Source organism: Lysinibacillus sp. ZYM-1, assembly GCF_001308875.1.
GTDB lineage: Bacteria > Bacillota > Bacilli > Bacillales_A > Planococcaceae > Lysinibacillus.
This window is the reverse complement of sequence record NZ_KQ465144.1, coordinates 13,765-37,134: the sequence shown is the minus strand read 5'-3', so window position 1 is coordinate 37,134 and position 23,370 is coordinate 13,765. Positions and strand designations below refer to the sequence as shown.

The following is a 23,370-nucleotide window of genomic DNA, read 5'->3' as shown; positions in this document are numbered from 1 at the left end:
AACGATATTTGCGGTGAATCTCAAACGGATATTAAAACTTCTAAACGAGTAAAAGTAAGAAATAGGCAAGGAAAGAAGGCACATTCTGTTCAAATCGAACGGAATGTGCCTTCTTTTTGTCTAAAAAACCAAGAGTTATAAAAAACGTAAGTTTTTCAGTGTCCTGGTATGTACCGAAGTCATCTTTTTTATGTGTATAGATTATGGTCGCTATTAGGAATTCAGTTCAAGAATTATTCTTGTGAAAATTTATTTTATAAAACTTTTTTGGTCTTCCTCGAAGCTTTTCATGCTTTTTATAGATTAGTTCAGCAACACCCTTACTTTCTAGCTCATTCAAAATGCGATTAGAGCTTCTGATAGTAATGCCTAAATGCTGGGCAATATCTGCGGAAGAAAGTTCATTTGTATTTGTTTTTTCAATGACTGCAAGAATTTTTTGAATGAACAACATAGAGATATCTAATTTTTCGCTTAATCTTTGCAGCTCTGGAGTATCTTCCATTTTTTGTAAAAATACTTTTTCCGTAGTATCTAGGCAAATAAATTGACCATCTTCTGTAATAATTAAGGATGATATGTCTTGTTGCTGTGCCTCATGATTCGCATTGTGTGCTTTTTTCCGCGCGTCATCAATATTTTGTGCAACTCCCCAACCAAGATGAAGACTAAAAGATAAATTCCCGGATAATGTATCGATTAATGTATCCTTTGCAAAGTTATTCGTAATAAAAAGTAATTCTTTTTGTGAAGTAATGATTTCAAAATGAACACTTTGCTTTTGGATAATCATTGTTAAATGATTTTTTTTACTATATTCCAATAGGGCAGTTTGCAATAGGCTCTGATTAAGTTCCGCATGTGTATTTTCTTCTTTAGGAATGAATGCATCACTTGTCAATTTCCCAATCACCATAATGCTTTCTGTCAATTGTTTATGGCGTACTTCTATAATAACCTTTTCAAATATCTCCAAAATGGTTTCAGATGAAGCCGTAATTAGCTCCGCTTGAACACCTTGCTCGGAAAGTTTGTCCAATATATTACTAAAAGCTGTAATCGATAATTCTACTTTCCCTGAATGGTTTAATTCAATATGTCTCTCTAGTAACTCCTCATAAAAATGGTCCGTTATATCTAAATGGATCATATGTGCCTCTTCGTCTTTTGCATAGAGTTCCTCTAGTTTAATTAAATCTGTATAGCCACTAAAATCAAATGTTACTTTAGAGAAGTCCAAGTTAGGATATTTTCTGCTGATATGAAACAATTTTTTATAAAAATCTCGTTCATTTGCCATATAGAAGTGTGTTGGAATTTGGTAATGAACGTTTGCGTTTTGTAAGACTAGATGTGCGAGCCCATTCATTACGATGGCATCGAAAAATAAATAGTTTTCTAGATAGATTGGCTTTATTTCAGATAGCTTCTTATATGTAAAAAAAGTTAACTCACAACGCTCAGTTAATTTTTCTTTAACTGGTAAAACATCTTGTAGCGAATTATGCGCCACAATCACACCGATTCGAATCAAAATGAATTCTCCTCCTAGATTTTTCTATTAGCTCTAGTATATTGGACAGTTACAGGTGATAGCAATATGGAAGCATATTTTTTGAATTTTGTTGATTTTTTGAATAACTATCCTCTATAATCATTTAAAGACAGTCTTTAATATGTCCTAAAATAAACAAACAATCACAAAGGGGGACTTTTTTTGGAAAAATCAAATGTAAGTAAGCAGAAGTACATAATTCTAGGTATTTTGTTTTTTACATGGATCGTTAACTATTTAGATAAGTTATCGATGAATGTGGCGATTATTCCTATTGCGGAGGAATTTCAATTAAATGAAACACAAGCAGGATTAATTATTAGTGTTTTTTTTATGAGTTATGCGGTGATGCAATTAGTAGGGGGCTTTCTTTCAGATAAATATGGGGCGAGAAGAATGATTCTCATTTCGGTTGTATTATGGTCTATTTTCACAATTATGACTGGTTTTGCATGGTCATTTATTTCTCTTATTGCCATCAGGCTATTATTCGGTATTGGAGAAGGAAGTTTTCCTGCAGCTAGTTCGTTAGCTATTGCAGACAATTTCCCAAAAGCAGAGCGTGGTCGGGCGAAATCAACGCTCACAGCAGCTACAACAGTAGGTAGTATGATTTCAGCCATTGTAGCTGCAGCTTTAATCACGTCCATTGGGTGGCGCAATTTGTTCTTTATTTTTGGTACATTAGGGTTCTTTTTAACGATTGCTCTTTATTTTTTATTAAAGCCAAATGTGCAATACAGTGAAAATACACAGACAGTGAAAACAAAAGTACCTTTAAAGAAATTACTTAAAATGCCAATGCTCTGGCAATTAATGCTGATGTATTTTGGTGTAAGTATTGTCAATTGGGGGCTCACATCATGGATGCCTACTTATATGGTAAAAGTGAAACATTTGGATATGGTAGCAATGGGGGCGTTATCAATTATTCCTGCGCTAGCCGCTCTTGTAGCCGTAGTACTTACAGGGTGGCTAATCGATAAACATGCGGTGGGCAAAGAGAAATATTTAATAATGGTTGGTGCCTTTATTGCTGGCATTAGTTTATTTTTTATGACATATGCTTCTTCCATTGTCATGGTCGTGACATTCCAATCATTAACTACTGCAGGTTGCTTATTTGCTACAACAACGATTTTAACATTGCCACTTAAATATTTTTCTCATGATGTGATCGGTACGGCAACTGGTTTTATGTATTTTGGAGGTCAAATGGCAGGAGCCATTTCTCCATCTGTCATGGGATTTGTGATTACGCTATTTAATGGCTCTTACTCAGCGGCATTTTTGTTCTTAATGGTGATGATTATTATTCCAATCGTGACAGCTATTACGTTACGTACAAAAAATGAAGCATTAACTACTATTTCCATTTAATAATGAAAACATACAACATGGAGTGATAATGATGATGTCTACGTATCAAGAAGAAATCTCTAAAACTATTGAAGAAAAACGCGAACAATTAATAAATATTAGCAATCAAATTTGGGATTTTGCTGAAATTCGCTTTGAGGAATTTCAATCGGTTGAACTACTATGTAAAGCTTTAGAGAGTGAAGGCTTTCATGTTGAAAAAGGTGTAGCTGAACTTGAGACGGCCTTTATCGGTAGTTATGGGAGTGGGACGCCTGTCATAGCCTTCCTTGGAGAATATGATGCATTGTCAGGTTTAAGTCAACAAGCAGGTACTGCCTCTAAGATCGCTATTCAAGAAGGAGGAAATGGACATGGTTGTGGACATAATCTTCTAGGAACGGGATCACTTGCAGCAGCCATTGCTTTACGTGAGCATATGAAAAAACACAATATTCCAGGTACAATCCGTTACTATGGTTGTCCAGCAGAAGAGGGGGGCTCTGGTAAAACATTGATGGTACGTGCGGGGCTTTTCAATGATGTAGATTTTGCCTTATGCTGGCATCCTGCCGACCGAAACTTAATGATGTGTACGAGCTCTTTAGCGAATGTACAGGCATCTTTCAAATTTACAGGGCGTTCAGCACATGCTGCTCAAGCACCTCATTTAGGACGTAGTGCACTAGATGCCGTAGAATTAATGAACGTTGGGGTTAATTATCTTCGAGAGCATATTATCCCTGAAGCACGTATGCATTATGCGGTAACCAATACTGGTGGACTATCGCCAAACATTGTACAGGCTGATGCCAGTGTTCTCTATTTAGTACGCGCACCAAAAACAAGTCAAGTAAATGAAATTTATGAGCGTGTCTGTCAAATTGCCAAAGGAGCTGCATTAATGACAGGAACGAAGGTTGAAATAGTCTTTGATAAAGCCTGTTCAAATCTCGTGCCAAACCATACTATGCAACAGGTGATGTTTGAACAGTTTACACAGCTAGGTACTCCGCAGTTTAACGAAGAGGACTATGAATTTGCGTCTACAATTAGGGAGACACTTTCAGAACAAGAGAAACGGGGCGGAGGACTAGCTGCTATTCCAGCCTATCGAGAGCTAGTAGCAAAAGAAATTGAATCCCCCTTATCGACGGTTTTATTTCCTTATCATCAAGCATTTACAAATGTGACAATGCCAGGTTCAACAGATGTCGGGGATGTAAGCTGGGTTGTTCCTACTGTACAGTGTACAACGACATGTCATGCACAGGGAACACAGCTTCATTCTTGGCAGGCAGTTGCAACGGGTAAAACGGCCATTGCTCATAAAGGGATGCTTCATGCCGGAAAAGTAATGGCTGCTACTGCTGCGGCAGTGCTTGCTCAACCACAATTAATGGAGCAAGCAAAACAAGAACTAAAAGAACGTTTAGGGAATGAGGTTTATCAAAATCCAATTCCCAGAGAAATAAAACCTTTACACATTAGACAATATGCATCAGAGGTCAATGACTAAAATAAAGATCAAGAGGCGTCACAATTGTGCTGACGCCTCTTGATTTGTCTCTGAATTCATATGATCTAGTAAAAATTCCACACGGTTCTTACCAAGATGTTTGGCCTGATATAATTCTGTTGGGCTCATTGCACCTGACGGATGGTATAAAGATGAACAAAGAGAGGCTAAAACAAATAAATAACAGGGTTTTTCTGATTTTTTTTTCATCAGACATTCATAGCTCCTATTCTACAGTTACTAGATGATAAGCGAAACAAATGATCGGCATTATAGCCAAAATTTCAGTAGATAAATAATTTGTTGAATTCTCTCTTTTTAGAAATTTAAGGTAATTAGCTCCTAGACCATAACAGCAAGATTGAGGACGAAATAAATGGAGTGTTCCTGATAATATGAGTTCTAACAAAACATTTGGAGGCTTTCGATTTGTCAAAAATTCAGAAATTCAATGATTTACATTCTTCACAAGAGCTATTACTTTTAGGGAACGCCTGGGATGTGTTATCAGCATTAACGTTAGAAAAAGCAGGTTTTCGGGCGATTGGTACAACTAGCTGGGGTATTGCTAATTCACTTGGCTATGCAGACGGTGAACGGATCGATTTTCAACGCCATCTAACTATTATTCAAGCCATAGCAGAGCAAGTGAACATCCCTGTATCTGCGGATATTGAAGCGGGGTATGGTCAAGATGAACAAAGTATTATTGACAATGTGTTAAGAACGGCGGATGTTGGAGTAGCAGGAATTAATATTGAGGATTCATTCAAAAATCAAGTAGGATTAAGAAGTCTTGCAGAACACAGTCATTTACTTACAAACATGAGGGCCATGTTAGATAATCGTGGTTATCAAGATTTCTTTATTAATGCTAGAACAGATACTTATTTTCAGTTAGAGCAACCACTCGAAGACACTTTGACTAGAGCAAAAGCTTACGTGGAGAGCGGAGCAAGTGGTGTCTTTATCCCAGGCTTAACAGATGTCGATGAAATAAGAGCTATCACAAGTAATGTGGATGCACCTATCAATCTTCTTTCTTTACCGGGCTTAACAAATTGCCAATTCGTAAAAGACTTAGGCGTAAGGCGTTTAAGTTTTGGGAATGCTCTTTCAGATAAAATCATTGCCTATTTAACACAGCATGCTGCACAATTAGTAAAAGACCAAGATACTTCTTCTTTATATGAGTAATCTATAAAATCGAGGTGAAGAATGCGTGGACAATCCAATCAATTTATCTTTTGAGGAGAAGTGGGAAAAAATCATGGCTTGTGATCAAACCTATGATGGGCTATTCTATACGGCGGTTAAAACCACTAAAATTTATTGCCGTCCTTCCTGTAAATCAAGAAAACCCAAAAAGATGAATGTTGAATTTTATCAAGATATTCAAGAAGTAGAGGCGGCTGGTTATCGGGCATGTAAACGATGTCAACCTGAAATCGATTATTCGCCACATACGCAATTGATTCAAAATGTAACGGCTTTTATCATCCACGAATATAAACACAAGGTAACATTACAGGATATGGCGGAGCATGTTGGTATCAGTCCATTTCATCTTGAACGACTATTTAAACAAGAAACAGCGGAGACTCCCCGCACGTATCTTGAAAAAATAAGAATTGATAAAGCTGCCCATCTATTAAAACATACAGACTTTACAAATTTGGAAATTTGCTATGAAACAGGGTTTCAAAGTCCCTCTAACTTTTATAAAGTGTTTCGACGATTGAAAAATTGCTCACCAACAGAATTTCGAAACCTTTCATAGGAAGGAGATATGATGTGAACTGGATAAATCACCTAGATTATCTAGAAATCGAACCACCAAAGGAATTTAATTTTACAGAGTGTTGGACATTTTTAAAGAGATCCAATCAAGAAATTCTCCATCATATAGAAGTGGATGTGCTCTTTAAATTATTAAAGGTAAATGATCAGCTATTTTTATGTAGAATAAGTGAGCAAGCTCATAAAATGAAAGTAGAATTTCCGATGGATCAGCCATCAGCCAATGAAAGAGAAAGCATCGTTCAATATCTTACAGAATGGTTTGATTTAGAAACAGATTTGGCTTGTTTTTATAAGATGGCGAACAAGGATAATATCTTACAGCCACTTACAGAAAAATATAGTGGATTACGTTTAATTGGTATACCTGACTTATTCGAGGCGCTTGTTTGGGCCATTATTGGACAGCAAATTAATTTAACATTTGCCTATACGCTTAAAAAGCGATTTGTTGAACATTTTGGGAAGAGCGTAGTCTTTGAAAGGAAGAGCTTTTGGATATTTCCAACACCTGAAAAAATAGCTGCCATTCAAGTGGGCGATTTGAGAATCCTCCAATTTACACAGAGAAAATCGGAGTACATTATTGATATTGCGAAAAGTATGGCGAATGGCCAATTGACAAAAGAATTGCTGCGTCTAAAAAAAGACTATGAAGACATGAAAAAAAGTTTAATGGCTATTCGTGGCATTGGCGCATGGACAGCTGATTATGTGCTAATGAAATGTTTACAAGAACGGTACGCATTTCCAATAGCCGATGTTGGTTTACACAATGCCTTAAAAATGCAATTAGCTTTAGAACGAAAACCTACAATCGAGGAAATTACCTGCTATGCGAAACATTGGCAGGGCTGGCAGGCTTATGCCACCTTTTATTTATGGAGGTCACTATATGAAACGGTTTAATATAGATTACAAATCACCAATTGGCATTATTGAAATCGAAGGAAATGAAACAGCAATCAATGGAATTAATTTTGCAGAGCGAGAGGAGATCGTTCATGTTCCTCAACAAAATACTCCTCCAGTGCTGCTGGAATGTGCGAAGCAAATACATGAATATTTTATCGGTGAACGTCATGAATTTTCTTTCCCCTACGTTTTTAAAGGTACAGACTTCCAACAAGCCGTTTGGCATGCTTTACCTAGCGTAGGCTACGGTGAAACAGCTTCATATAAAGATATTGCTATGATCATTAACAATGAAAAAGCAGTGAGAGCTGTCGGCAGTGCCAATGGCAAAAATAATATTAGTATCGTCGTTCCGTGTCATCGAATCATTGGCGCTAATGGTTCTTTAACAGGATATGGTGGTGGGATGTGGCGTAAAGAATGGCTTCTTCAGCATGAGCAATCCCACTATTTAAAGTGCAATGTCAAAAAAGCTGCCCATTCTTAAAGGTTCCTAGGACTTATTGATACCTCGCCACTTCAGCCTGTATAAAAAAGTGGTTATTGCAAAAAATAAGACCGTCAAAATGGCGGTTTTAATGACTAGTCTTTATCATTTTATCGCTTCTTATGACACCTCTCTGCTAAAAATTTAGCTTGGAGTAAAAATGATAAAGGAGGTGTACTCATGAACGTGCTATATAGAATTGCATTAGTGTTAGTCATTATTGGGGCAATCAACTGGGGACTCATTGGATTCTTTAGATTTGATTTAGTGGCTTATTTGTTTGGTGGTCAAACAGCGGTTTTATCGCGATGGATTTACGCACTTGTCGGAATCGCAGGTTTAATTACCTTACCAATTTTGGTGAAGCGATTTGAAGACGAGGAAGACGTGGATACTTACAATCGTATAGATCGAAATCCTAGCTATGGCATGGAGGCTGGGGAAGAAGCGGATTTCACTGAAGTAAAGAAGACAACAGAAGTGAAAAAAGTGGAGAAGAAAGAAAATAAGTAAGTCTATTGAAAAAACTGGTGACCATAATGGTTCGTCAGTTTTTTCAATAGGGGGCAGAAATCGCGTAGTCCTTTTAAAGACTACGCGAATTGTTATTAGTCTTGGTTGCTTGGAAAGGCAAAGGATGAAGTAGCGTCATGACCTTGTGTCAGCCATTTTTCAGAAATGGTCTTGGTTTTTGTAAAAAAGCGTACTTGATCCGGACCAAACATATGCCCTTCACCAAATCTTGAGCGTTTCCAGCCACCAAAATTATGATAGCCTACTGGTATTGGAATAGGTACATTGACACCAACCATACCTACTTCAATTTCTGTGGTAAATTTACGAGCAGCTGCACCATCGTTCGTAAAAATTGTCACGCCATTACCTAATTCATGTCCATTTATAAGGGCAATCGCTTCATCCAAGGATTGCACACGGACAACATTACGTGCTGGCCCAAAAACCTCTTGTTCATAAATCTCCATACCTGGTTTGACATGGTCGAGTAAGGTAGGGCCTAGATAAAAGCCTTTAGATTGCTTGGCAATAGCCGGATTTCGTCCATCACAAACAATTGTAGCTCCTTCCGCTAAGCTACGATCGATAAAACCAATAATTGCTTCTTTTGATTGTTGAGTAATAACTGGGCCAAAATCAACATCGGAATCTGTATAGGGTCCCACTTTTAATTTGGCAATTTTATCAGCGAGGATCGTCACTAATTTATTCGCTGTATCATCACCTACAGGGATAATGGTTGAAAGTGCCATGCAACGTTGAGATGCCGCACCATAAGCTGCACCTAAAAAGGCATTCGCGACATGCTCTAAATCGGCATCTGGCATGACCACCATATTATTTTTTCCGCCACCTAGCGCGGTAACACGTTTCCCGTATTTAGAAGCTGTTGTGTAAATAGCTTCGGCAACTGGAGTGGACCCTACAAAGGAAATGGCTTCAATTGCTGGATGCGATAAAAGTTCATTTACCACATCTTTATCACCATTAATGACTGTCCAGACACCATCTGGTAAACCTGCTTTTTTCCACAGTTCTGATAAATATAGAGTTGAGCAAGGAACTCGCTCAGAAGGTTTTAAAATTACGCAGTTACCTACTGCAACAGCCATGCTTGTAATGGCTATTGGTACCATGACAGGGAAATTAAATGGTGAAATGGCTGCCACTACGCCTAATGGAGCTTTTGTAGAATAAGCATTAATTTGACCACCAACGTTAACGGAATATTCACCTTTTAGTAAGTGAGGAGCATTGATGGCTAAATCCACCGATTCTAAACCACGTGTAATCTCACCCTTCGCATCTTCCACGGTTTTGCCACTTTCCGTACAGATCATGTCGATGAGCTCATCCATATTTTCTGTCATTAATTGACGAAACTTGAGCATAATTTCTGCTCGTTTCCCAACAGATAATGCGCGCCAAGCAGGAAAGGCTTCTTTGGCAGCATTGATGGCTTCTTGTACCTCTTCTTTCGTTGCTAGGGGAACCCGCGCAATGACGGAACCAGTGCTTGGATTGTATACATCAGAAAAATGTCCACTTTTTCCTAAAACTGTTTGTCCATTGATAAAATGGCCTAATTCTTGAATGTCCGTATTCGTTACCATTGAGCTTTCCTCCTATAATTTTATAGAATGTAAGGCTTGAGTGAATTTTTCAACAATGAAATCTTTCTCCTCTGAGGAGATGACTAGTGGAGGAGATAGCGTCAAAACATTATTAAAGCCTGCAACAGTTACACCATTCTTTCCAATGATTAACCCCTGTTCCTTACATTGCGCAATGACTTTATTAACAAGTGTGACATCTAGTGGCGTTTTGCTATTTTTATCTTGTACAAGCTCTATTCCAATTAAAAGCCCTTTCCCACGAATATCCCCAACATGTGGATGTTCCTTTAATTGCTCTTGTAAGGTCTTAAGGAGCGTAGCACCTAGTGCAGCCGAATAGCTAAATAAATTTTCCTCTTCCATAATTTCAATATTTTTCAATGCCACGGCACAAGCGGCTGGCGAGCCACCAAATGTGTTAACATGACGGAAGAAATCGTAATCCTCATTCCCCGCAAAAGCCTCGTATATTTCACGGCGAACAGCTGTGGCAGACAGTGGCATATAAGCACTTGTTAAGCCTTTTGCCATTGTAACGATATCAGGCTGGATGCCGTAGTTTTGGAAGCCGAAAGCTTTGCCAGTGCGCCCAAAGCCACAAATCACTTCATCAACAATTAGCAAAGCACCATGTTTTTCACAAACTGTTTTTACCCCTTGCAAGTAATTTTCATGTGGCATGATCACACCACCACCTGTGATGATAGGCTCCATGATCACAGCAGCAATTGAATCGGACATTTCCCATGTCATAACATGATCAATTGCTTGCACAGATGGTAATACACATGGATCCTTGCTTTTAATATGGTCTTCATTGGCACGATACGCGTCGGGTGGTGTGACATGGATAAAACCAGGTGCCAATGGCTCATACTTGTATTTTCGTTGGGCCTGTCCAGTTGCGGCTAAGGCTCCCATTGAGCTGCCATGATAAGCACGATAACGGGAAATAATTTTCGTTCGATTGACATGGCCTTGTTGTTGATGATATTGTCTAGCGATTTTAAAAGCAGCTTCATTTGCCTCTGAGCCACTATTCGAGAAAAAGACGACATAATCATCTCCTAATAATTCACTAATCTTTTCGCTTAATTGAATAGCTGGGATATGTCCAACAGATAACGGTGTATACGTATTTTCGAGCAATTGATCATAGGCAACCTTAGCTATTTCCTCACGACCATAGCCAACATTCACACACCATAAGCCTGCCATAGCATCTAAATAGCGTTTTCCCTCAGTATCGGTAATCCATGCGCCCTTAGAAGATTGGACAATCATTGTTGCTTTTGGATTGTATGGCTTCATGGAGTGCCATACAAATTGTTCATCTTTGACTTGCCAATTTGGTCTTGTTACGTTGGTCACTACACTTCACTCCTTCTTAACAGGTAGTTATTGAGCATGCATATGTTTTAAGTCAGATGTGGACAACAAAAATGCAAAGTTGACCCCATTTGTACTTTATATGTATGCCTCAAGTATTTTAGAAGGAATATTTTTATGATAGAAAATTCAGATAATTAAATAGTTATATAGCTATTATTGATGTGTTAAAACATCCTCTATTAAAAAGGCGATATATAAGTTTGTCTTTGTAAATGGATTACTCAAGTCCATGTCTAAAAGCATTTCAATTTTTTTTATTTTATAGAGAACCGTGTTGCGATGAATAAACTGACGCTCACTGATTCTACTTGTACTACCGTTTTCCTCAAGAAAGATGCGTAAAAATGGTACATAATTTGTGTTGTGCAAGTCATCGTAGTGATAGAGGTGACCGAGAATATCTTGGCTGAAGGATTTCATGAGTGGTTGGTTTTGCACAGCCATGATAATTTTATAGGCACCTATTTCCTTATATTTGTATAAGTAACGGTTGTTGTGGAGCTGAGCCAAATGAATGACCGTTAATGACTCATCATAGCTTTTGCGTACATTTTCAAGCTCTTTGTGAAAGTTACCTTTTCCAATAATAATATCTAAGTAACCATTTTTTAGCGTGATTTTTTCATAGATTTCTTCAACGATTTTTGAGAAGGGTATATTTGGTGTATTGATCTGTGCTTTATCAATTAAAAAGATGAGGTGGTTTTTGTGTTTTAATTTTAAGAAGCATTGGTAGCGATTTTGAAAAGAGAACTGTACCATGACCTCATATCGGTCAATAGAGGCCCGTGTACCAACAGTTGTGCAAGTAATGATAGCTAATTCTCTCCCTTGTGGAAATCCTAGCTGTGCTAATTGATCTTTAATCGAGTTAGCGTTTTGTTTGTAATGAAATAATAAATTTAAAAGAACCTTTTCTTCGATGGAAAGCTCTTGGTGGTGGTTGGCAATAAACTGAAAGGTCGTTTTTAGTAGATCAGCAATACGATAACTCCATGGCATTTGGAAAATAGGGAAATCATGCTGATTTGCAAATGAGATGACGGCTTCTGGAATATCAGGAATGAATGGCCCTGTATTAATGATAAAACCAGCTACTTTTTTTGAGTAGGCTTGTTTCACAAGTTGTACTAATGAATCTTCATCTGCATCTAAATTAATACCTGTTGTGACGACTAATTCATTGGGTCTACAAAACATGATTAAATCACTGCTTTCAACAACATTAATACCAGTTACTCTTCGATACGTACCACTATGTCCAGCGACTAATGTGAGCATTGGGAATTGAACTCCCTCTACGATTTTACGAATCGTCCCCATATTTCCCCCCCTTAATTATGAACATAACTTACCATATATGATGTGCAGTTGCACATAATTTTTTAGTTTTCTATCCATATCTCTCAAATTTTATCTATTTTAGAATGTTTAATAACTACTGTGAAAGAGAGGACTTGCATATGTATAAATGTAATAGTAGACGATTGCAAGAGTTAATTGAACAATTTAGTCAGTTTGGGGCCACTGACAATGGTGGTGTCACACGTTTGTCTCTTTCGGATGAGGATGTTTTAGCAAGAAACTATTTTTGTGAATGTTGCGAAGCGTTAGGTATGGACATTCAAGTAGATGATATGGGAAATATTTATGCTACGCTTGCTGGGAAAAAGGATGTGCCACCAATCGTTATGGGCTCCCATTTAGATTCGGTTGAAAAAGGTGGGAGATTTGATGGTGTGTTAGGTGTCCTAACAGCTATCGAGGCAATTCGAACGATTAAGGAAAATGAAATTGAAGTGGAAATTCCGCTTATGATTGTCAATTTCACGAATGAAGAAGGAGCTCGTTTTGACCCGGCAATGATGAGTTCAGGGGTTATCACCTCAAAATTTGACAAAGAAAAGATGCTGCAATCCACAGATAAAAATGGCGTTCGTTTCCATAAAGCATTACAAACAAGTGGTTATGAGGGAGAGCAAGGCAATCGTCTGAAGGAAGCACTTGCTTATATTGAATTGCATATTGAGCAAGGGCCTGTTTTAGAGGCAAAACAACGGGAAATTGGGGTTGTAGAGGGTGTACTCGGTATGGTTTGCTATGAAATTTCCTTTACTGGGCAATCGAATCATGCTGGTACGACACCAATGTCAATGCGTAAAGACCCTATGATTGTTGCCTCAACAATCATGACAGAGTTACATGAGCAATTAGGAAAGATTGACGAACAACTTGTTTTTACATTTGGCCGTATGAATGTTTCGCCAAATATTCACACAGTCATCCCGAATAAGGTGATATTTACAATTGATTCGCGTCATCAAAATCCTGAAATTATGCAACAGGTTGAGGATATTCTTAATGCGCTTCCAGAAAGGGCAGGAGGATGCACTATTCAGCCAGTAAAGCTATGGGGTAGGGAGACAGTATATTTTGATGCAGCCATTTGTAATGAAGTAGAAAGAGCCTGTCAGAGCTTCGGTTATACGGCACATCGCATGTTTAGTGGAGCAGGACACGATGCCCAGTATATGGCGAGTATGGTTCCATCTGCAATGATTTTCGTCCCAAGTATTCAGGGGAAAAGTCATTGTGAGGAAGAGGAAACAACCTTTGAGGATTGTGCAAAGGGAGCTGATATTTTACTAGAAACGGTTCTAACGCTACAAACAAAGTTTAGTATGGGCGAAACCTATACATTGCATTAAAAATTAAGCATTTTCTAATTTTGTGACGAAGGGTGAGGGGCACATTGAAAAAAATCATTAAAGGTGGACGAGTAGCAACTGCTGCTGATGTATTTGAGGCAGATATTTTAATTGATGGCGGAAAAATTGTGCAAATCGGTCAAAATTTAAATGAGGATGGCGTTGAAATCATTGATGCGACTGGTAAGTACGTGTTGCCAGGAGGGATTGATCCTCATACGCATTTAGATATGCCATTCAATAATACAGTGACAGATGATGATTGGAAATCAGGAACGATTGCAGCGGCTTTTGGTGGGACAACCACTATTTTAGATTTTTGCTTAACAGCTGGTGAGAAAAAATTATCAGCAGCCGTAGAAAAATGGCATGACAAGGCGAAAGGAAAATCAGCAATTGACTATGGATTCCATTTGATGATTGGCGATTTAACACCTGAAACCGAAGCCGAATTACCTCAAATTTTGGAGCAAGAGGGAATTACCTCTGTCAAAGTCTTTATGGCTTATGCTAAAGAGTTCCAAGCAACAGATCGAACACTTTTTAAAGCCTTTAAAATTGCCAAAGATCTTGGAGCATTGGTGATGGTCCATTGTGAAAACGGTTCTGTAATTGATGAACTAGTCGAGGAAGCTAGACGTGCAGGGCATAAGGAACCGATTTATCATGCTTTAACTCGTCCAGCCGAATTAGAGGGCGAGGCAACAAAACGTGCTATCGAATTAGCTCATATAGCTGGAGCAAAGCTGTATGTTGTGCATGTAACATGTAAAGAAGCGGTGGATGAAATTATTGCTGCTCGTGAAAAAGGCTATGACGTCTATGGTGAAACGTGTCCACCATATTTAACGCTCGATCAATCAGCCTTGGCACAACCAGGCTTTGAAGGCGCTAAATATGTATGGTCACCACCTCTTCGCCCCAAATACCATCAAGAACATTTATGGAATGCCTTAAAGGCGAAACAGCTTCAGACAATTGGCTCTGACCAATGCTCCTTTAGCTTTAAGGGCAAAAAGCAGCTAGGCTTAAATGATTTCTCGAAAATTCCAAATGGTGGGCCATTTATAGAAGATCGCTTCAGTATTTTATATTCTGAAGGGGTCGCAAAAGGTAGAATTTCTATACATGAATTTGTCGATATGATTTCAACTAGCGCCGCAAAAATATTTGGTTTATTCCCGCAAAAGGGGACGATCGCCATCGGTTCTGATGCGGATATCGTTATTTTTGATCCAGAGGCAAAACGTCAAGTTTCGGCTAAAACACATCATATGAATGTCGACTATAACCCATATGAGGGATGGGAAGTGACTGGTGAGCCAGTAAGCGTGCTAGTACGAGGGGAATATGTCATTAAAAATAAAGAATTTGTAGGTGTACTGGGGAGCGGACAATATATTAAACGTCCATTAAAATCAGTAGCTGCGGAAGCCTTAAATATCTAGCTTCCTTCAGTATAGGACCGATTGTTTTGGCTGGAGAACAAAACAATCGGTCTAGTAATTGGTGTACGGAAAAAATGAACACATGAGGGGGATGTGGAATGGTTCCGATTCAAGAAAATGCGATGACCATGCAGCTTAGACGTAATTTTGTGGAATTAAAAAACAAGATGACAAAGAATGAGGCTATTGAGGAAGCCAATCGTTGTCTCTATTGCTATGATGCACCATGTATTCAAGCTTGTCCGACAAGTATTCAAATCCCTAATTTCATAAAAAAAATCGCATCCGGTAATATGAAGGGTTCTGCTACGACTATATTAGAAGCAAATCCTATTGGTGCAAGCTGTGCAAGGGTTTGTCCAACGGAGGAACTATGCGAAGGGGCGTGTGTCTTAAATTCTTCAACAAAGCCAATTAAAATTGGTGAGTTACAGCGTTTTGCCACGGATTGGGCAATGGAAACGAATGCTCAGCTATTTAAACCAGGACAAAGTAATGGACAGAAAGTAGCCATCATTGGTGCGGGTCCTGCTGGTTTATCGGCGGCACGTGAGCTCAGTCGTTTTGGCTATCAAGTAACTATCTATGAAGCTGAAGCGAAGGCTGGTGGCTTAGGTAGTTATGGTATTGTAGCATTCCGATTACCAAACGATGTTGTGAATTGGGAAGTGGAGCAAATTGAACAGCTTGGTGTGGATATTCAAACAAATACCACAGTTGGTGTTGATATTGCTGCGGAAGAAATTTTGGCGCAATATGACAGTGTTATTTTAGCTGTCGGTATGGGCGCTGTGCCAAATCTGGGCATCGAAGGTGAAGATTTAGATGGTGTCCATGATGCTATTGAATTTGTAAGAAAAACAAAAATGGGACCGCTTACAAATGACATCGTAGGGAAACATGTAGCTGTTATTGGTGCTGGAAATACAGCCATCGATGGTGCTACAAGTGCAGTGCGTTTAGGTGCAGACAATGTTCAAATTCTTTATCGAAGAACGCAAAAAGAAATGACAGCCTATAAATTTGAATATGAATTTGCCAAGCAGGATGGTGTGGAATTTAAATGGTTGACAGCACCAAAGAAAATTATTGGCAATGAAGCAGGCCATGTGACAGGCATTGAATGTGTGAAAATGAAGCTTGGTGAGGCAGGACCTGATGGTCGTCAAAGACCAGAGGAAGTGAAGGACTCTAATTTTATCATTGAAGTAGATGCTGTCATTAAAGCTATTGGGCAAACTCGTTTTGTTTCATTAATTGAAGCCTTCGGTTTAGCGCATACAAATGGTGTCGTCGATATAGATGAGACGACAATGCAAACGTCCAATGACAAGGTATTTGCCTGTGGAGATGTTGTCTTTGGCAATGGGCAGGGTGAAGCGATGGTGGTGACCGCTGTACAGCAAGGAAAAGATGCAGCATATAAGATTCATGAACGTTTAAGAAAACCAAGTGAGATTGCATAAAGGGGGAACTTACATGGCAGACTTACGCATTAACTTAGCGGGCATCCAATCGCCGAATCCATTTTGGTTAGCATCTGCACCGCCAACGAATTCAGGTTATCAAGTACAACGCGCATTTGAAGCAGGTTGGGGTGGTGCAGTGTGGAAAACATTAGGGGAGCCAATTTTAAATGTATCCTCCCGTTTTGCGGCTGTTAGCTATAATGGCCAGCGTGTAGCAGGCTTCAACAATATTGAATTGATTACGGATCGACCGTTAGAAGTAAATTTACAAGAAATTTATGAGACAAAAAAGAAATTTCCTAATCACGCGATTATTGCCTCTTTAATGGTGGAGCCAAAGCAAGAAAAGTGGCATGAAATTGTGAAACGCGTAGAAGATGTGGGGGTTGATGGACTTGAGCTTAATTTTGGTTGTCCACATGGGATGGCAGAACGAGGCATGGGTTCTGCCTCTGGTCAAGTCCCTGAATTGGTGGAAAAGCAAACGTACTGGGTAAAGGAAGCGGCACGTACACCTGTAATTGTGAAACTAACACCAAACATTACGGATATTACAGTTACGGCAGAAGCGGCTACAAAAGGTGGAGCAGATGCAGTAAGTATGATTAATACGATTAATAGTTTAGCCGGTGTAGATTTAAATACTTGGAACACAGTCCCTCATGTTGCTGGTAAAGGAGCACATGGTGGTTATTGTGGTCCAGCTGTTAAGCCGATTGCGCTCAACATGGTTGCAGAATGTGCCCGTAATCCATTAGTCAATGTACCGATTTCGGGCATTGGGGGAATTTCTAATTGGCAGGATGCGGCAGAATTTATTTTAATGGGGGCAACGGGCGTGCAAGTTTGTACGGCAGCGATGCACCATGGCTTTAGTATTGTGGAGGATATGATTGATGGGCTGAACAATTATTTAGACGACAAGGGTCTGGCTTCAGTTATGGATTTAGTGGGTCGCTCCGTTTCAAGATATTCAAACTGGGGTGATTTAGACTTAAATTATAAAATTGTCGCAGAAATTAATAATGATATTTGTATTAATTGTAACAAGTGTCATATCGCTTGCGAAGATACATCACATCAATGTATTGACCTCTATACAGAGGATGGTCGTCCAATGTTAAAAGTTCGTGAAGAAGACTGTGTAGGCTGTAATCTATGCTCTATTGTTTGTCCAGTAGATGGCGCCATTGCGATGGTTGAACGTAAATCAACCGTTCCACCAATGACATGGAATGAACGCCAATCGCTCATTAGTAGTCTCTCAAAATAAAGACCTATCATCTTTATTCAGTAGTAGACATCTATATTGGTGAGCTTTAGCCTTTCGAACACCAGCTGAATGAAGATAAAAAAGAATAAAATCGAAATTCCACCTTCCTTCATCAGTTGCGGTGAAGGAAGGAAAAACTTCAAGTAAGTTGTCACGGAAATTAGAGAAAAAGGAGAGAAACATTATGGAACGTGAAGGGAATTATTTAAAATCCCCAGATTTACTTCCAGTGACACATCAACAAAGAAATATTGGAACATTTGGTTTTGCGGTGATTTGGATAGGAATGGCGATTGTTTTAGCGGCTTTTGCAATTGGTGGTTCTGCAATTATCAATTTATCCTTACCAATGGTTATTTTAGCTACGTTAGTAGGCTCTTGTTTAATCGGTGTTTTTATGACGTTAATTGGAGATATAGGTATTGAACATGGATTATCTTTCCCTGTTTATATGCGTGCACCATTTGGCACATTTGGCACCCATATTCCTTCCCTAGTGCGAGGCATAACAGCTGCATGTTGGTTTGGTCTTAATACGTATTTTGGGGCGTTAGCGATTAACGGCATTTTAAATTTATTGTTTGATTTTGATAATTGGTTTATTTGTTTCCTTGTATTTGCGGCACTTCAGTTATTTAATACATCACTCGGCATTAAGTCTATTGAGCGCTTCGCTGATTTAGCAGCGCCTGTCATTATTTTGATTTCTTGTTGGATGTATTACACACTCGCTGATACGGCAACAACCCAAGGGAAAAATATTTGGACGTGGGTGGAAACTCCAACAACAGGGCTTGCTGCCTTTACAGCATTTATGGTGGTGGTCATGGCAAATATGGGCTTTTGGTCAACGTTGGCTGCTGATATGCCATCATTATCTCGATTTTTTAAGGCACCAAAAAATGAACGGAACTGGTTCAAACGGAATAAAACACAGCTCGTGGGCTCATTAATTGTCATGCCTATTACCAACACGTTTATTGTAACTATTGGTGCCATTTGTTATATGGCTGTAGCGTCGGCTGATCCAATCAATGCTTTACAGCAAAGTGCAAGTGGTTTTATTTTAGGTATTCTATTGCTCATGATTGTGTTAGCACAATGGTCAACGAATACTTCTGCCAATGTTGTACCAGCAGCTACTATTTTCTCTAATATTGGCGGCCCAAAAGTACCGTTTTGGGTAGGGGTTGTCATCGCAGGTATCATTGGTATTCTTGCACAGCCATGGAGCCTTTTTGATGTGATGGTCAATGTTCTATTAATTATTGGTGGAATATTAACGGCGATTGTGGGCATTTTATTTGCTGATTATTACCTCATTCGTAAACGTCGCGTACATGTCAAAGAACTCTATGAATTAAATGGGCAATTTAAATATTATAAGGGTTTTAATATCGCTGGGTTAATAGCCTGGGTAATTGGTGGTGCTACCGCCAATGTTTTTTCAACCTACTCTTCTTTAGTAGGGTTCTTTGTAGGAGCTATTGTCTATTATGTATTAGCAAAGTATTGGTGGTTTAAAAAGTATCCACAAGCTGAGCTAGAAGATCCAAGTGATGCGAAGTATTTAGGCATTACTGTCGGGCATAATTTGGATGAAATATTTGGCCAACAAGTACCTGCACCACTGTCGGACCAAGAGGAAGAAGAACTTGTGGAGCAACCAGATCCTCTGTTAGAAATGAAGGGTGCCGAATAAGCGAGACTACATCAAGACATTTTCAAAAGAAGGTGAGGTGATGGCATGTCTGAATTCCAACAAAGTACAGAGGAAATCCAAAAAGTGGATCATTATTTAGATAGTGGCTTTAAAATCAAATATGTCTATGAAAATTTAAGTGGGATGTTTGTTGAATTTGCTCGTCAGGAAGAAGTGGCATTGCTGCAAATTCTAACTGCTGAAGCTCGAAAATATTTCACTGCAAAATTACAGGAACAAACATTACTACAATAACGAAGTAACCTCTATTCCATTCGCTGAATGTGGGATAGAGGTTTTTATGTTTGAGTTTTTAAGAAGAAGATTAGCTAAACAAAAGTGCGAATGGAGGAAGTAACAAATAATGCGAAAATAAGTGAAAGATCAATTTATCATGTTTAAGCAAAAAGGTGTCTCTACGGCTGTAAGAGACACCTTGTACTTATCATTTATTCATTTTACTATGCTTTTGACCATAGACCATATACACAATGAAGCCGATGATGAACCAAATCCCACATGCAATCCATGTAAGGACGGAAAGCTGTGAAATTAAAAATAGACATAATAAGAATGATAAAATCGGTAGTACTGGGAAAAATGGAACTTTAAAGCCCCCAGATGGTATATTTTTATGTTTACGCAAAAACACAACACCGATGGATACGATCGTAAATGCCACTAAGGTACCCATATTTACTAATTCGGCAAGCTTAGAAAGTGGCACAAAGCCTGCACAAAAGGCTACTAGTAATGCAAACATCCATGTGTTTTTCACTGGTGTTTTAAATTTTGGGCTTAGTTCAGCCATGCTTTTTGGAAGTAAACCGTCACGTCCTAAGGCAAACAGTAGACGTGTTCCTCCATAAGACATAACTAATATAACCGTCATCATTCCTACAACTGCACCAAGAGAGATAATTCCTGCAATCCAATCTTGATGGACAAGCTGCATAACATAGCTTACTGGGTCACTTACATTTAAATCCTGATAGGGAACGATACCCGTTAATACCATTGATACAGCAACATAAAGCACCGTACAAATAAGTAATGAACCAATGATGCCGATGGGCATATTACGTTGTGGATTCTTTACTTCCTCAGCAGCCGAAGATACAGCATCAAATCCTAAATAAGCAAAAAACACAAGTGCCGCACCACTGAAGACACCGTTTATGCCAAATGGTAAGAAGGGTTCCCAATTAGTAGGCTTTACATAAAATACACCTACGCCAATGAATAGTAATATTACAGCAACCTTTAAGAAAACCATCCATGAATTGAATCTTGTGGATTCTTTAATACCTAGCGTTAATAAAAATGCTGTAGCAAAAATAATAAAGATCGCTGGTACATTGATATATGTGCCAGAAGCAGGGTTAAATGCTCCTGAAATAGCTGAAGGTAGAACAATATGAAAGCCAGCAAGGAGTGAGTTTAAATAAGATGACCACCCTGTCGCAACTGCGGCAACGGCCAGCCCATATTCCAAAAGCAAAGCCCATCCTACTAACCATGCGATAACCTCTCCAAAGACAATATAGCCATACGTATAGGCACTCCCAGTTACGGGTACGCTTGATGCAAATTCGGAATAACACATGCCTGCGAAAGCACAGACAATTGCTGCGATGATAAAGGAAAAAACGATCCCAGGTCCTGCATGTGTTACTGCCACTGTACCTGGCAAGATGAAAATACCAGTGCCGACAATGGCACCGACACCTAATAATATAAGATCAAAGGCTCCTAAAGTTTTCTTTAGTTGAATAGTCCCTTTGTTTTGTAATAAATCCTCAATTTTCTTTCTTCTAAATAATATTTTACTTACAAACATTCCTCTTTTTCTTAGAAATATATAAAAATGTTATACTTTTTTGATAATTTGGTCAATTGTAATATTTAGAAATTTTTGAACTAAAGGTGATGAGAGCACAATACAACATGCCGAAAGGTGGAGAATCTATCAAAAAATCATTATTTTTTGTTTTTCCTAAAAATACATTTGTCTTTTTTAGAAAAATTGATTATTATTTTAAAGTAAAAACATCGTAGAAAGAACAACAGGAAAAGAGGCGTTATGGAGTGGCCAATAAAGAATTAAAACGAGGATTAGAGGCACGTCACATCCAAATGATCGCACTTGGCGGTACAATTGGTGTGGGCCTATTTATGGGTTCAGCAAGTGCTATTCAATGGACCGGTCCTTCTGTACTCCTTGCCTATGGGATTGCAGGTATTTTTATATTTTTCATTATGAGGGCAATGGGTGAGATGCTTTATATGGAGCCAAGTACAGGCTCTTTTGCAACATTTGGCTATAAATATATACATCCTTTAGCAGGTTATCTAACGGCATGGAGCAACTGGTTTCAATGGGTAATTGTTGGAATGTCGGAAATTATAGCAGTGGGCACGTATATGCAGTATTGGTATCCGGATTTACCAGCATGGATACCTGGTTTAATTGCGATGGTGATATTAGGCGTAGCAAACTTTATCTCGGTTAAATCGTTTGGTGAATTTGAATTTTGGTTTGCTATGATTAAAATCGTAACTATTATTTTAATGATTGTAGCGGGAATTGGACTGATCTTCTTTGGATTTGGTAATGATGGTATCGCCATTGGTTTATCAAATTTATGGAGTCATGGTGGCTTCTTTACTGGCGGCTGGACGGGCTTCTTCTTTGCATTATCCTTAGTTGTTGCGGCTTACCAAGGGGTAGAACTTATAGGGATTACAGCAGGAGAAGCAAAAGATCCGCAAAAAACGATTACGAATGCCATTCAAAGTATTATTTGGCGCATTTTAATTTTCTATATTGGAGCTATTTTTGTGATTGTGACTGTGTATCCTTGGGATGAATTAGGCACAATTGGCAGTCCTTTTGTTGCGACATTTGCCAAGGTTGGTATTACCGCTGCAGCAGGTATTATTAATTTTGTAGTTATTACAGCTGCTATGTCGGGCTGTAACAGTGGTATTTATAGTGCGGGCCGTATGTTATATACACTAGCGATGAATGGGCAAGCACCAAAATTTTTCGCCAAGCTTTCTAAAAATGGCGTACCTTTATTTGGTACAGCTGGCGTGTTGATTGGTTTATTGATTGGTGTCATCTTAAGCTATATTGCACCAAAGAATTTATTTGTCTATGTGTATAGTGCGAGTGTTTTACCAGGAATGATTCCGTGGTTCATTATATTAATTAGTCAAATGAAATTTAGAAAAGTAAAAGGTGAACAATTAGCGAATCACCCTTTCAAAATGCCATTTGCGCCGATTACAAATTATTTAACGATTATCTTTTTAATCATGGTGCTAGTTGGCATGTGGATTAATGACGATACTCGTATATCATTAATTGTAGGGATTGTTTTTTTAGTAGTAGTAACCATCAGTTATTATGCATTTGGTATTGGTAAAAATCGATACAGCAGGGATCAAGGTGAATAACAAAAAAAGGATGCTTCTCTCAAAAGAGGGGCATCCTTTTTTATGCCTATTTTTGCCAGCACATTTTTTACATAATCATTCGCAAACATGCCAAACTACTAACAAACCTACATGTGGACTGGTATTCATCGGAATAAAAGGGGCTGAAC

The 23,370-nt window shown here is 38.6% G+C and carries 19 protein-coding genes; 14 read left to right on the top strand and 5 right to left on the bottom strand.

Annotation, left to right across the window (positions count from 1 at the left end; translation table 11 throughout):
• Positions 1 to 226 precede the first annotated feature (226 nt).
• Complete coding sequence (locus AO843_RS21145; RefSeq protein ID WP_054613046.1) at positions 227 to 1,534, bottom strand: winged helix-turn-helix domain-containing protein; 1,308 nt, start codon at positions 1,532 to 1,534, stop codon at positions 227 to 229.
• 183 nt (positions 1,535 to 1,717) lie between these two features.
• Between AO843_RS21145 and AO843_RS21140 the strand changes: the two genes are divergently transcribed.
• The 7 genes from AO843_RS21140 (at position 1,718) to AO843_RS21105 (ending at position 8,148) form a co-directional block, all read left to right on the top strand.
• Positions 1,718 to 2,935 carry an MFS transporter gene (locus AO843_RS21140; protein WP_054613045.1) on the top strand — a complete coding sequence of 406 codons (1,218 nt, stop codon included), beginning with the start codon at positions 1,718 to 1,720 and terminating at the stop codon, positions 2,933 to 2,935.
• A gap of 34 nt (positions 2,936 to 2,969) precedes the next feature.
• Entirely contained in the window at positions 2,970 to 4,433 is a 1,464-nt protein-coding gene (locus AO843_RS21135; RefSeq protein ID WP_054613051.1) for a M20 family metallopeptidase, read from the top strand.
• Between the two features lie 429 nt (positions 4,434 to 4,862).
• Positions 4,863 to 5,630: an isocitrate lyase/PEP mutase family protein gene (locus tag AO843_RS21125; RefSeq protein WP_054613043.1), complete on the top strand. Its 768-nt coding sequence runs from the start codon at positions 4,863 to 4,865 to the stop codon at positions 5,628 to 5,630.
• Positions 5,631 to 5,655: 25 nt separating this feature from the next.
• Positions 5,656 to 6,213 carry a bifunctional transcriptional activator/DNA repair enzyme AdaA gene (locus AO843_RS21120; protein ID WP_082389555.1) on the top strand — a complete coding sequence of 186 codons (558 nt, stop codon included), beginning with the start codon at positions 5,656 to 5,658 and terminating at the stop codon, positions 6,211 to 6,213.
• Between the two features lie 14 nt (positions 6,214 to 6,227).
• Positions 6,228 to 7,142 carry a DNA-3-methyladenine glycosylase family protein gene (locus AO843_RS21115; RefSeq protein ID WP_054613042.1) on the top strand — a complete coding sequence of 305 codons (915 nt, stop codon included), beginning with the start codon at positions 6,228 to 6,230 and terminating at the stop codon, positions 7,140 to 7,142.
• Entirely contained in the window at positions 7,129 to 7,635 is a 507-nt protein-coding gene (locus AO843_RS21110; RefSeq protein WP_054613041.1) for a methylated-DNA--[protein]-cysteine S-methyltransferase, read from the top strand. Before AO843_RS21115 ends, AO843_RS21110 begins: the two co-directional genes overlap by 14 nt.
• A 180-nt stretch (positions 7,636 to 7,815) precedes the next feature.
• Positions 7,816 to 8,148 (top strand): DUF378 domain-containing protein, encoded by a 333-nt coding sequence (locus tag AO843_RS21105; RefSeq protein WP_054613040.1) that lies wholly within the window; start codon positions 7,816 to 7,818, stop codon positions 8,146 to 8,148.
• Between the two features lie 95 nt (positions 8,149 to 8,243).
• Here the strand turns inward: AO843_RS21105 and AO843_RS21100 are convergent, their stop codons facing one another.
• The 3 genes from AO843_RS21100 to AO843_RS21090 form a co-directional block, all read right to left on the bottom strand.
• Positions 8,244 to 9,764: a CoA-acylating methylmalonate-semialdehyde dehydrogenase gene (locus AO843_RS21100; protein ID WP_054613039.1), complete on the bottom strand. Its 1,521-nt coding sequence runs from the start codon at positions 9,762 to 9,764 to the stop codon at positions 8,244 to 8,246.
• 12 nt (positions 9,765 to 9,776) lie between these two features.
• The gene (locus tag AO843_RS21095; RefSeq protein ID WP_054613038.1) at positions 9,777 to 11,138 is read right to left on the bottom strand and encodes an aspartate aminotransferase family protein; all 1,362 of its coding nucleotides are present in this window, start codon (positions 11,136 to 11,138) and stop codon (positions 9,777 to 9,779) included.
• A 174-nt stretch (positions 11,139 to 11,312) separates the two neighbouring features.
• Positions 11,313 to 12,482, bottom strand: a complete 1,170-nt coding sequence (locus AO843_RS21090) for a PucR family transcriptional regulator (RefSeq protein ID WP_054613037.1) — start codon at positions 12,480 to 12,482, stop codon at positions 11,313 to 11,315.
• Positions 12,483 to 12,622: 140 nt separating this feature from the next.
• Here AO843_RS21090 and AO843_RS21085 point away from each other — a divergent pair, with 140 nt between their 5' ends.
• From AO843_RS21085 to AO843_RS21060, 6 genes are all read left to right on the top strand, one after another.
• Positions 12,623 to 13,867, top strand: coding sequence for a Zn-dependent hydrolase (locus AO843_RS21085; protein ID WP_054613036.1), 1,245 nt, complete (start codon positions 12,623 to 12,625; stop codon positions 13,865 to 13,867).
• Between the two features lie 44 nt (positions 13,868 to 13,911).
• Positions 13,912 to 15,315 (top strand): dihydropyrimidinase, encoded by a 1,404-nt coding sequence (gene hydA, locus AO843_RS21080; RefSeq protein ID WP_054613035.1) that lies wholly within the window; start codon positions 13,912 to 13,914, stop codon positions 15,313 to 15,315.
• A 98-nt stretch (positions 15,316 to 15,413) separates the two neighbouring features.
• Positions 15,414 to 16,781, top strand: coding sequence for an NAD(P)-dependent oxidoreductase (locus AO843_RS21075; protein WP_054613034.1), 1,368 nt, complete (start codon positions 15,414 to 15,416; stop codon positions 16,779 to 16,781).
• A gap of 13 nt (positions 16,782 to 16,794) precedes the next feature.
• Positions 16,795 to 18,057: an NAD-dependent dihydropyrimidine dehydrogenase subunit PreA gene (preA, locus tag AO843_RS21070; protein WP_054613033.1), complete on the top strand. Its 1,263-nt coding sequence runs from the start codon at positions 16,795 to 16,797 to the stop codon at positions 18,055 to 18,057.
• Positions 18,058 to 18,241: 184 nt separating this feature from the next.
• A complete protein-coding gene (locus AO843_RS21065) occupies positions 18,242 to 19,759 on the top strand; it encodes an NCS1 family transporter (RefSeq protein WP_082389553.1) in 1,518 nt (505 codons plus the stop codon).
• A gap of 45 nt (positions 19,760 to 19,804) precedes the next feature.
• Complete coding sequence (locus AO843_RS21060; protein WP_054613032.1) at positions 19,805 to 20,014, top strand: hypothetical protein; 210 nt, start codon at positions 19,805 to 19,807, stop codon at positions 20,012 to 20,014.
• 190 nt (positions 20,015 to 20,204) lie between these two features.
• On the opposite strand, the gene AO843_RS21055 is transcribed toward AO843_RS21060, so the two are convergent.
• Complete coding sequence (locus AO843_RS21055) at positions 20,205 to 21,599, bottom strand: APC family permease (protein WP_054613031.1); 1,395 nt, start codon at positions 21,597 to 21,599, stop codon at positions 20,205 to 20,207.
• Between the two features lie 248 nt (positions 21,600 to 21,847).
• On the opposite strand from AO843_RS21055, the gene AO843_RS21050 reads away from it, so the two are divergent.
• Positions 21,848 to 23,221, top strand: a complete 1,374-nt coding sequence (locus AO843_RS21050) for an amino acid permease (protein WP_054613030.1) — start codon at positions 21,848 to 21,850, stop codon at positions 23,219 to 23,221.
• Positions 23,222 to 23,370 lie beyond the last annotated feature (149 nt).

What these genes read in the sequence shown, in the direction of transcription:
- AO843_RS21090 (WP_054613037.1), bottom strand. Translation starts at nt 12,482, where the DNA reads ATGGGGACGATTCGTAAAATCGTAGAGGGAGTTCAATTCCCAATGCTC.
- AO843_RS21085 (WP_054613036.1), top strand. Translation starts at nt 12,623, where the DNA reads ATGTATAAATGTAATAGTAGACGATTGCAAGAGTTAATTGAACAATTT.
- AO843_RS21060 (WP_054613032.1), top strand. Translation starts at nt 19,805, where the DNA reads ATGTCTGAATTCCAACAAAGTACAGAGGAAATCCAAAAAGTGGATCAT.
- AO843_RS21135 (WP_054613051.1), top strand. Translation starts at nt 2,970, where the DNA reads ATGTCTACGTATCAAGAAGAAATCTCTAAAACTATTGAAGAAAAACGC.
- AO843_RS21075 (WP_054613034.1), top strand. Translation starts at nt 15,414, where the DNA reads ATGGTTCCGATTCAAGAAAATGCGATGACCATGCAGCTTAGACGTAAT.
- AO843_RS21055 (WP_054613031.1), bottom strand. Translation starts at nt 21,599, where the DNA reads ATGTTTGTAAGTAAAATATTATTTAGAAGAAAGAAAATTGAGGATTTA.
- AO843_RS21110 (WP_054613041.1), top strand. Translation starts at nt 7,129, where the DNA reads ATGAAACGGTTTAATATAGATTACAAATCACCAATTGGCATTATTGAA.
- preA (WP_054613033.1), top strand. Translation starts at nt 16,795, where the DNA reads ATGGCAGACTTACGCATTAACTTAGCGGGCATCCAATCGCCGAATCCA.
- AO843_RS21100 (WP_054613039.1), bottom strand. Translation starts at nt 9,764, where the DNA reads ATGGTAACGAATACGGACATTCAAGAATTAGGCCATTTTATCAATGGA.
- AO843_RS21065 (WP_082389553.1), top strand. Translation starts at nt 18,242, where the DNA reads ATGGAACGTGAAGGGAATTATTTAAAATCCCCAGATTTACTTCCAGTG.
- AO843_RS21105 (WP_054613040.1), top strand. Translation starts at nt 7,816, where the DNA reads ATGAACGTGCTATATAGAATTGCATTAGTGTTAGTCATTATTGGGGCA.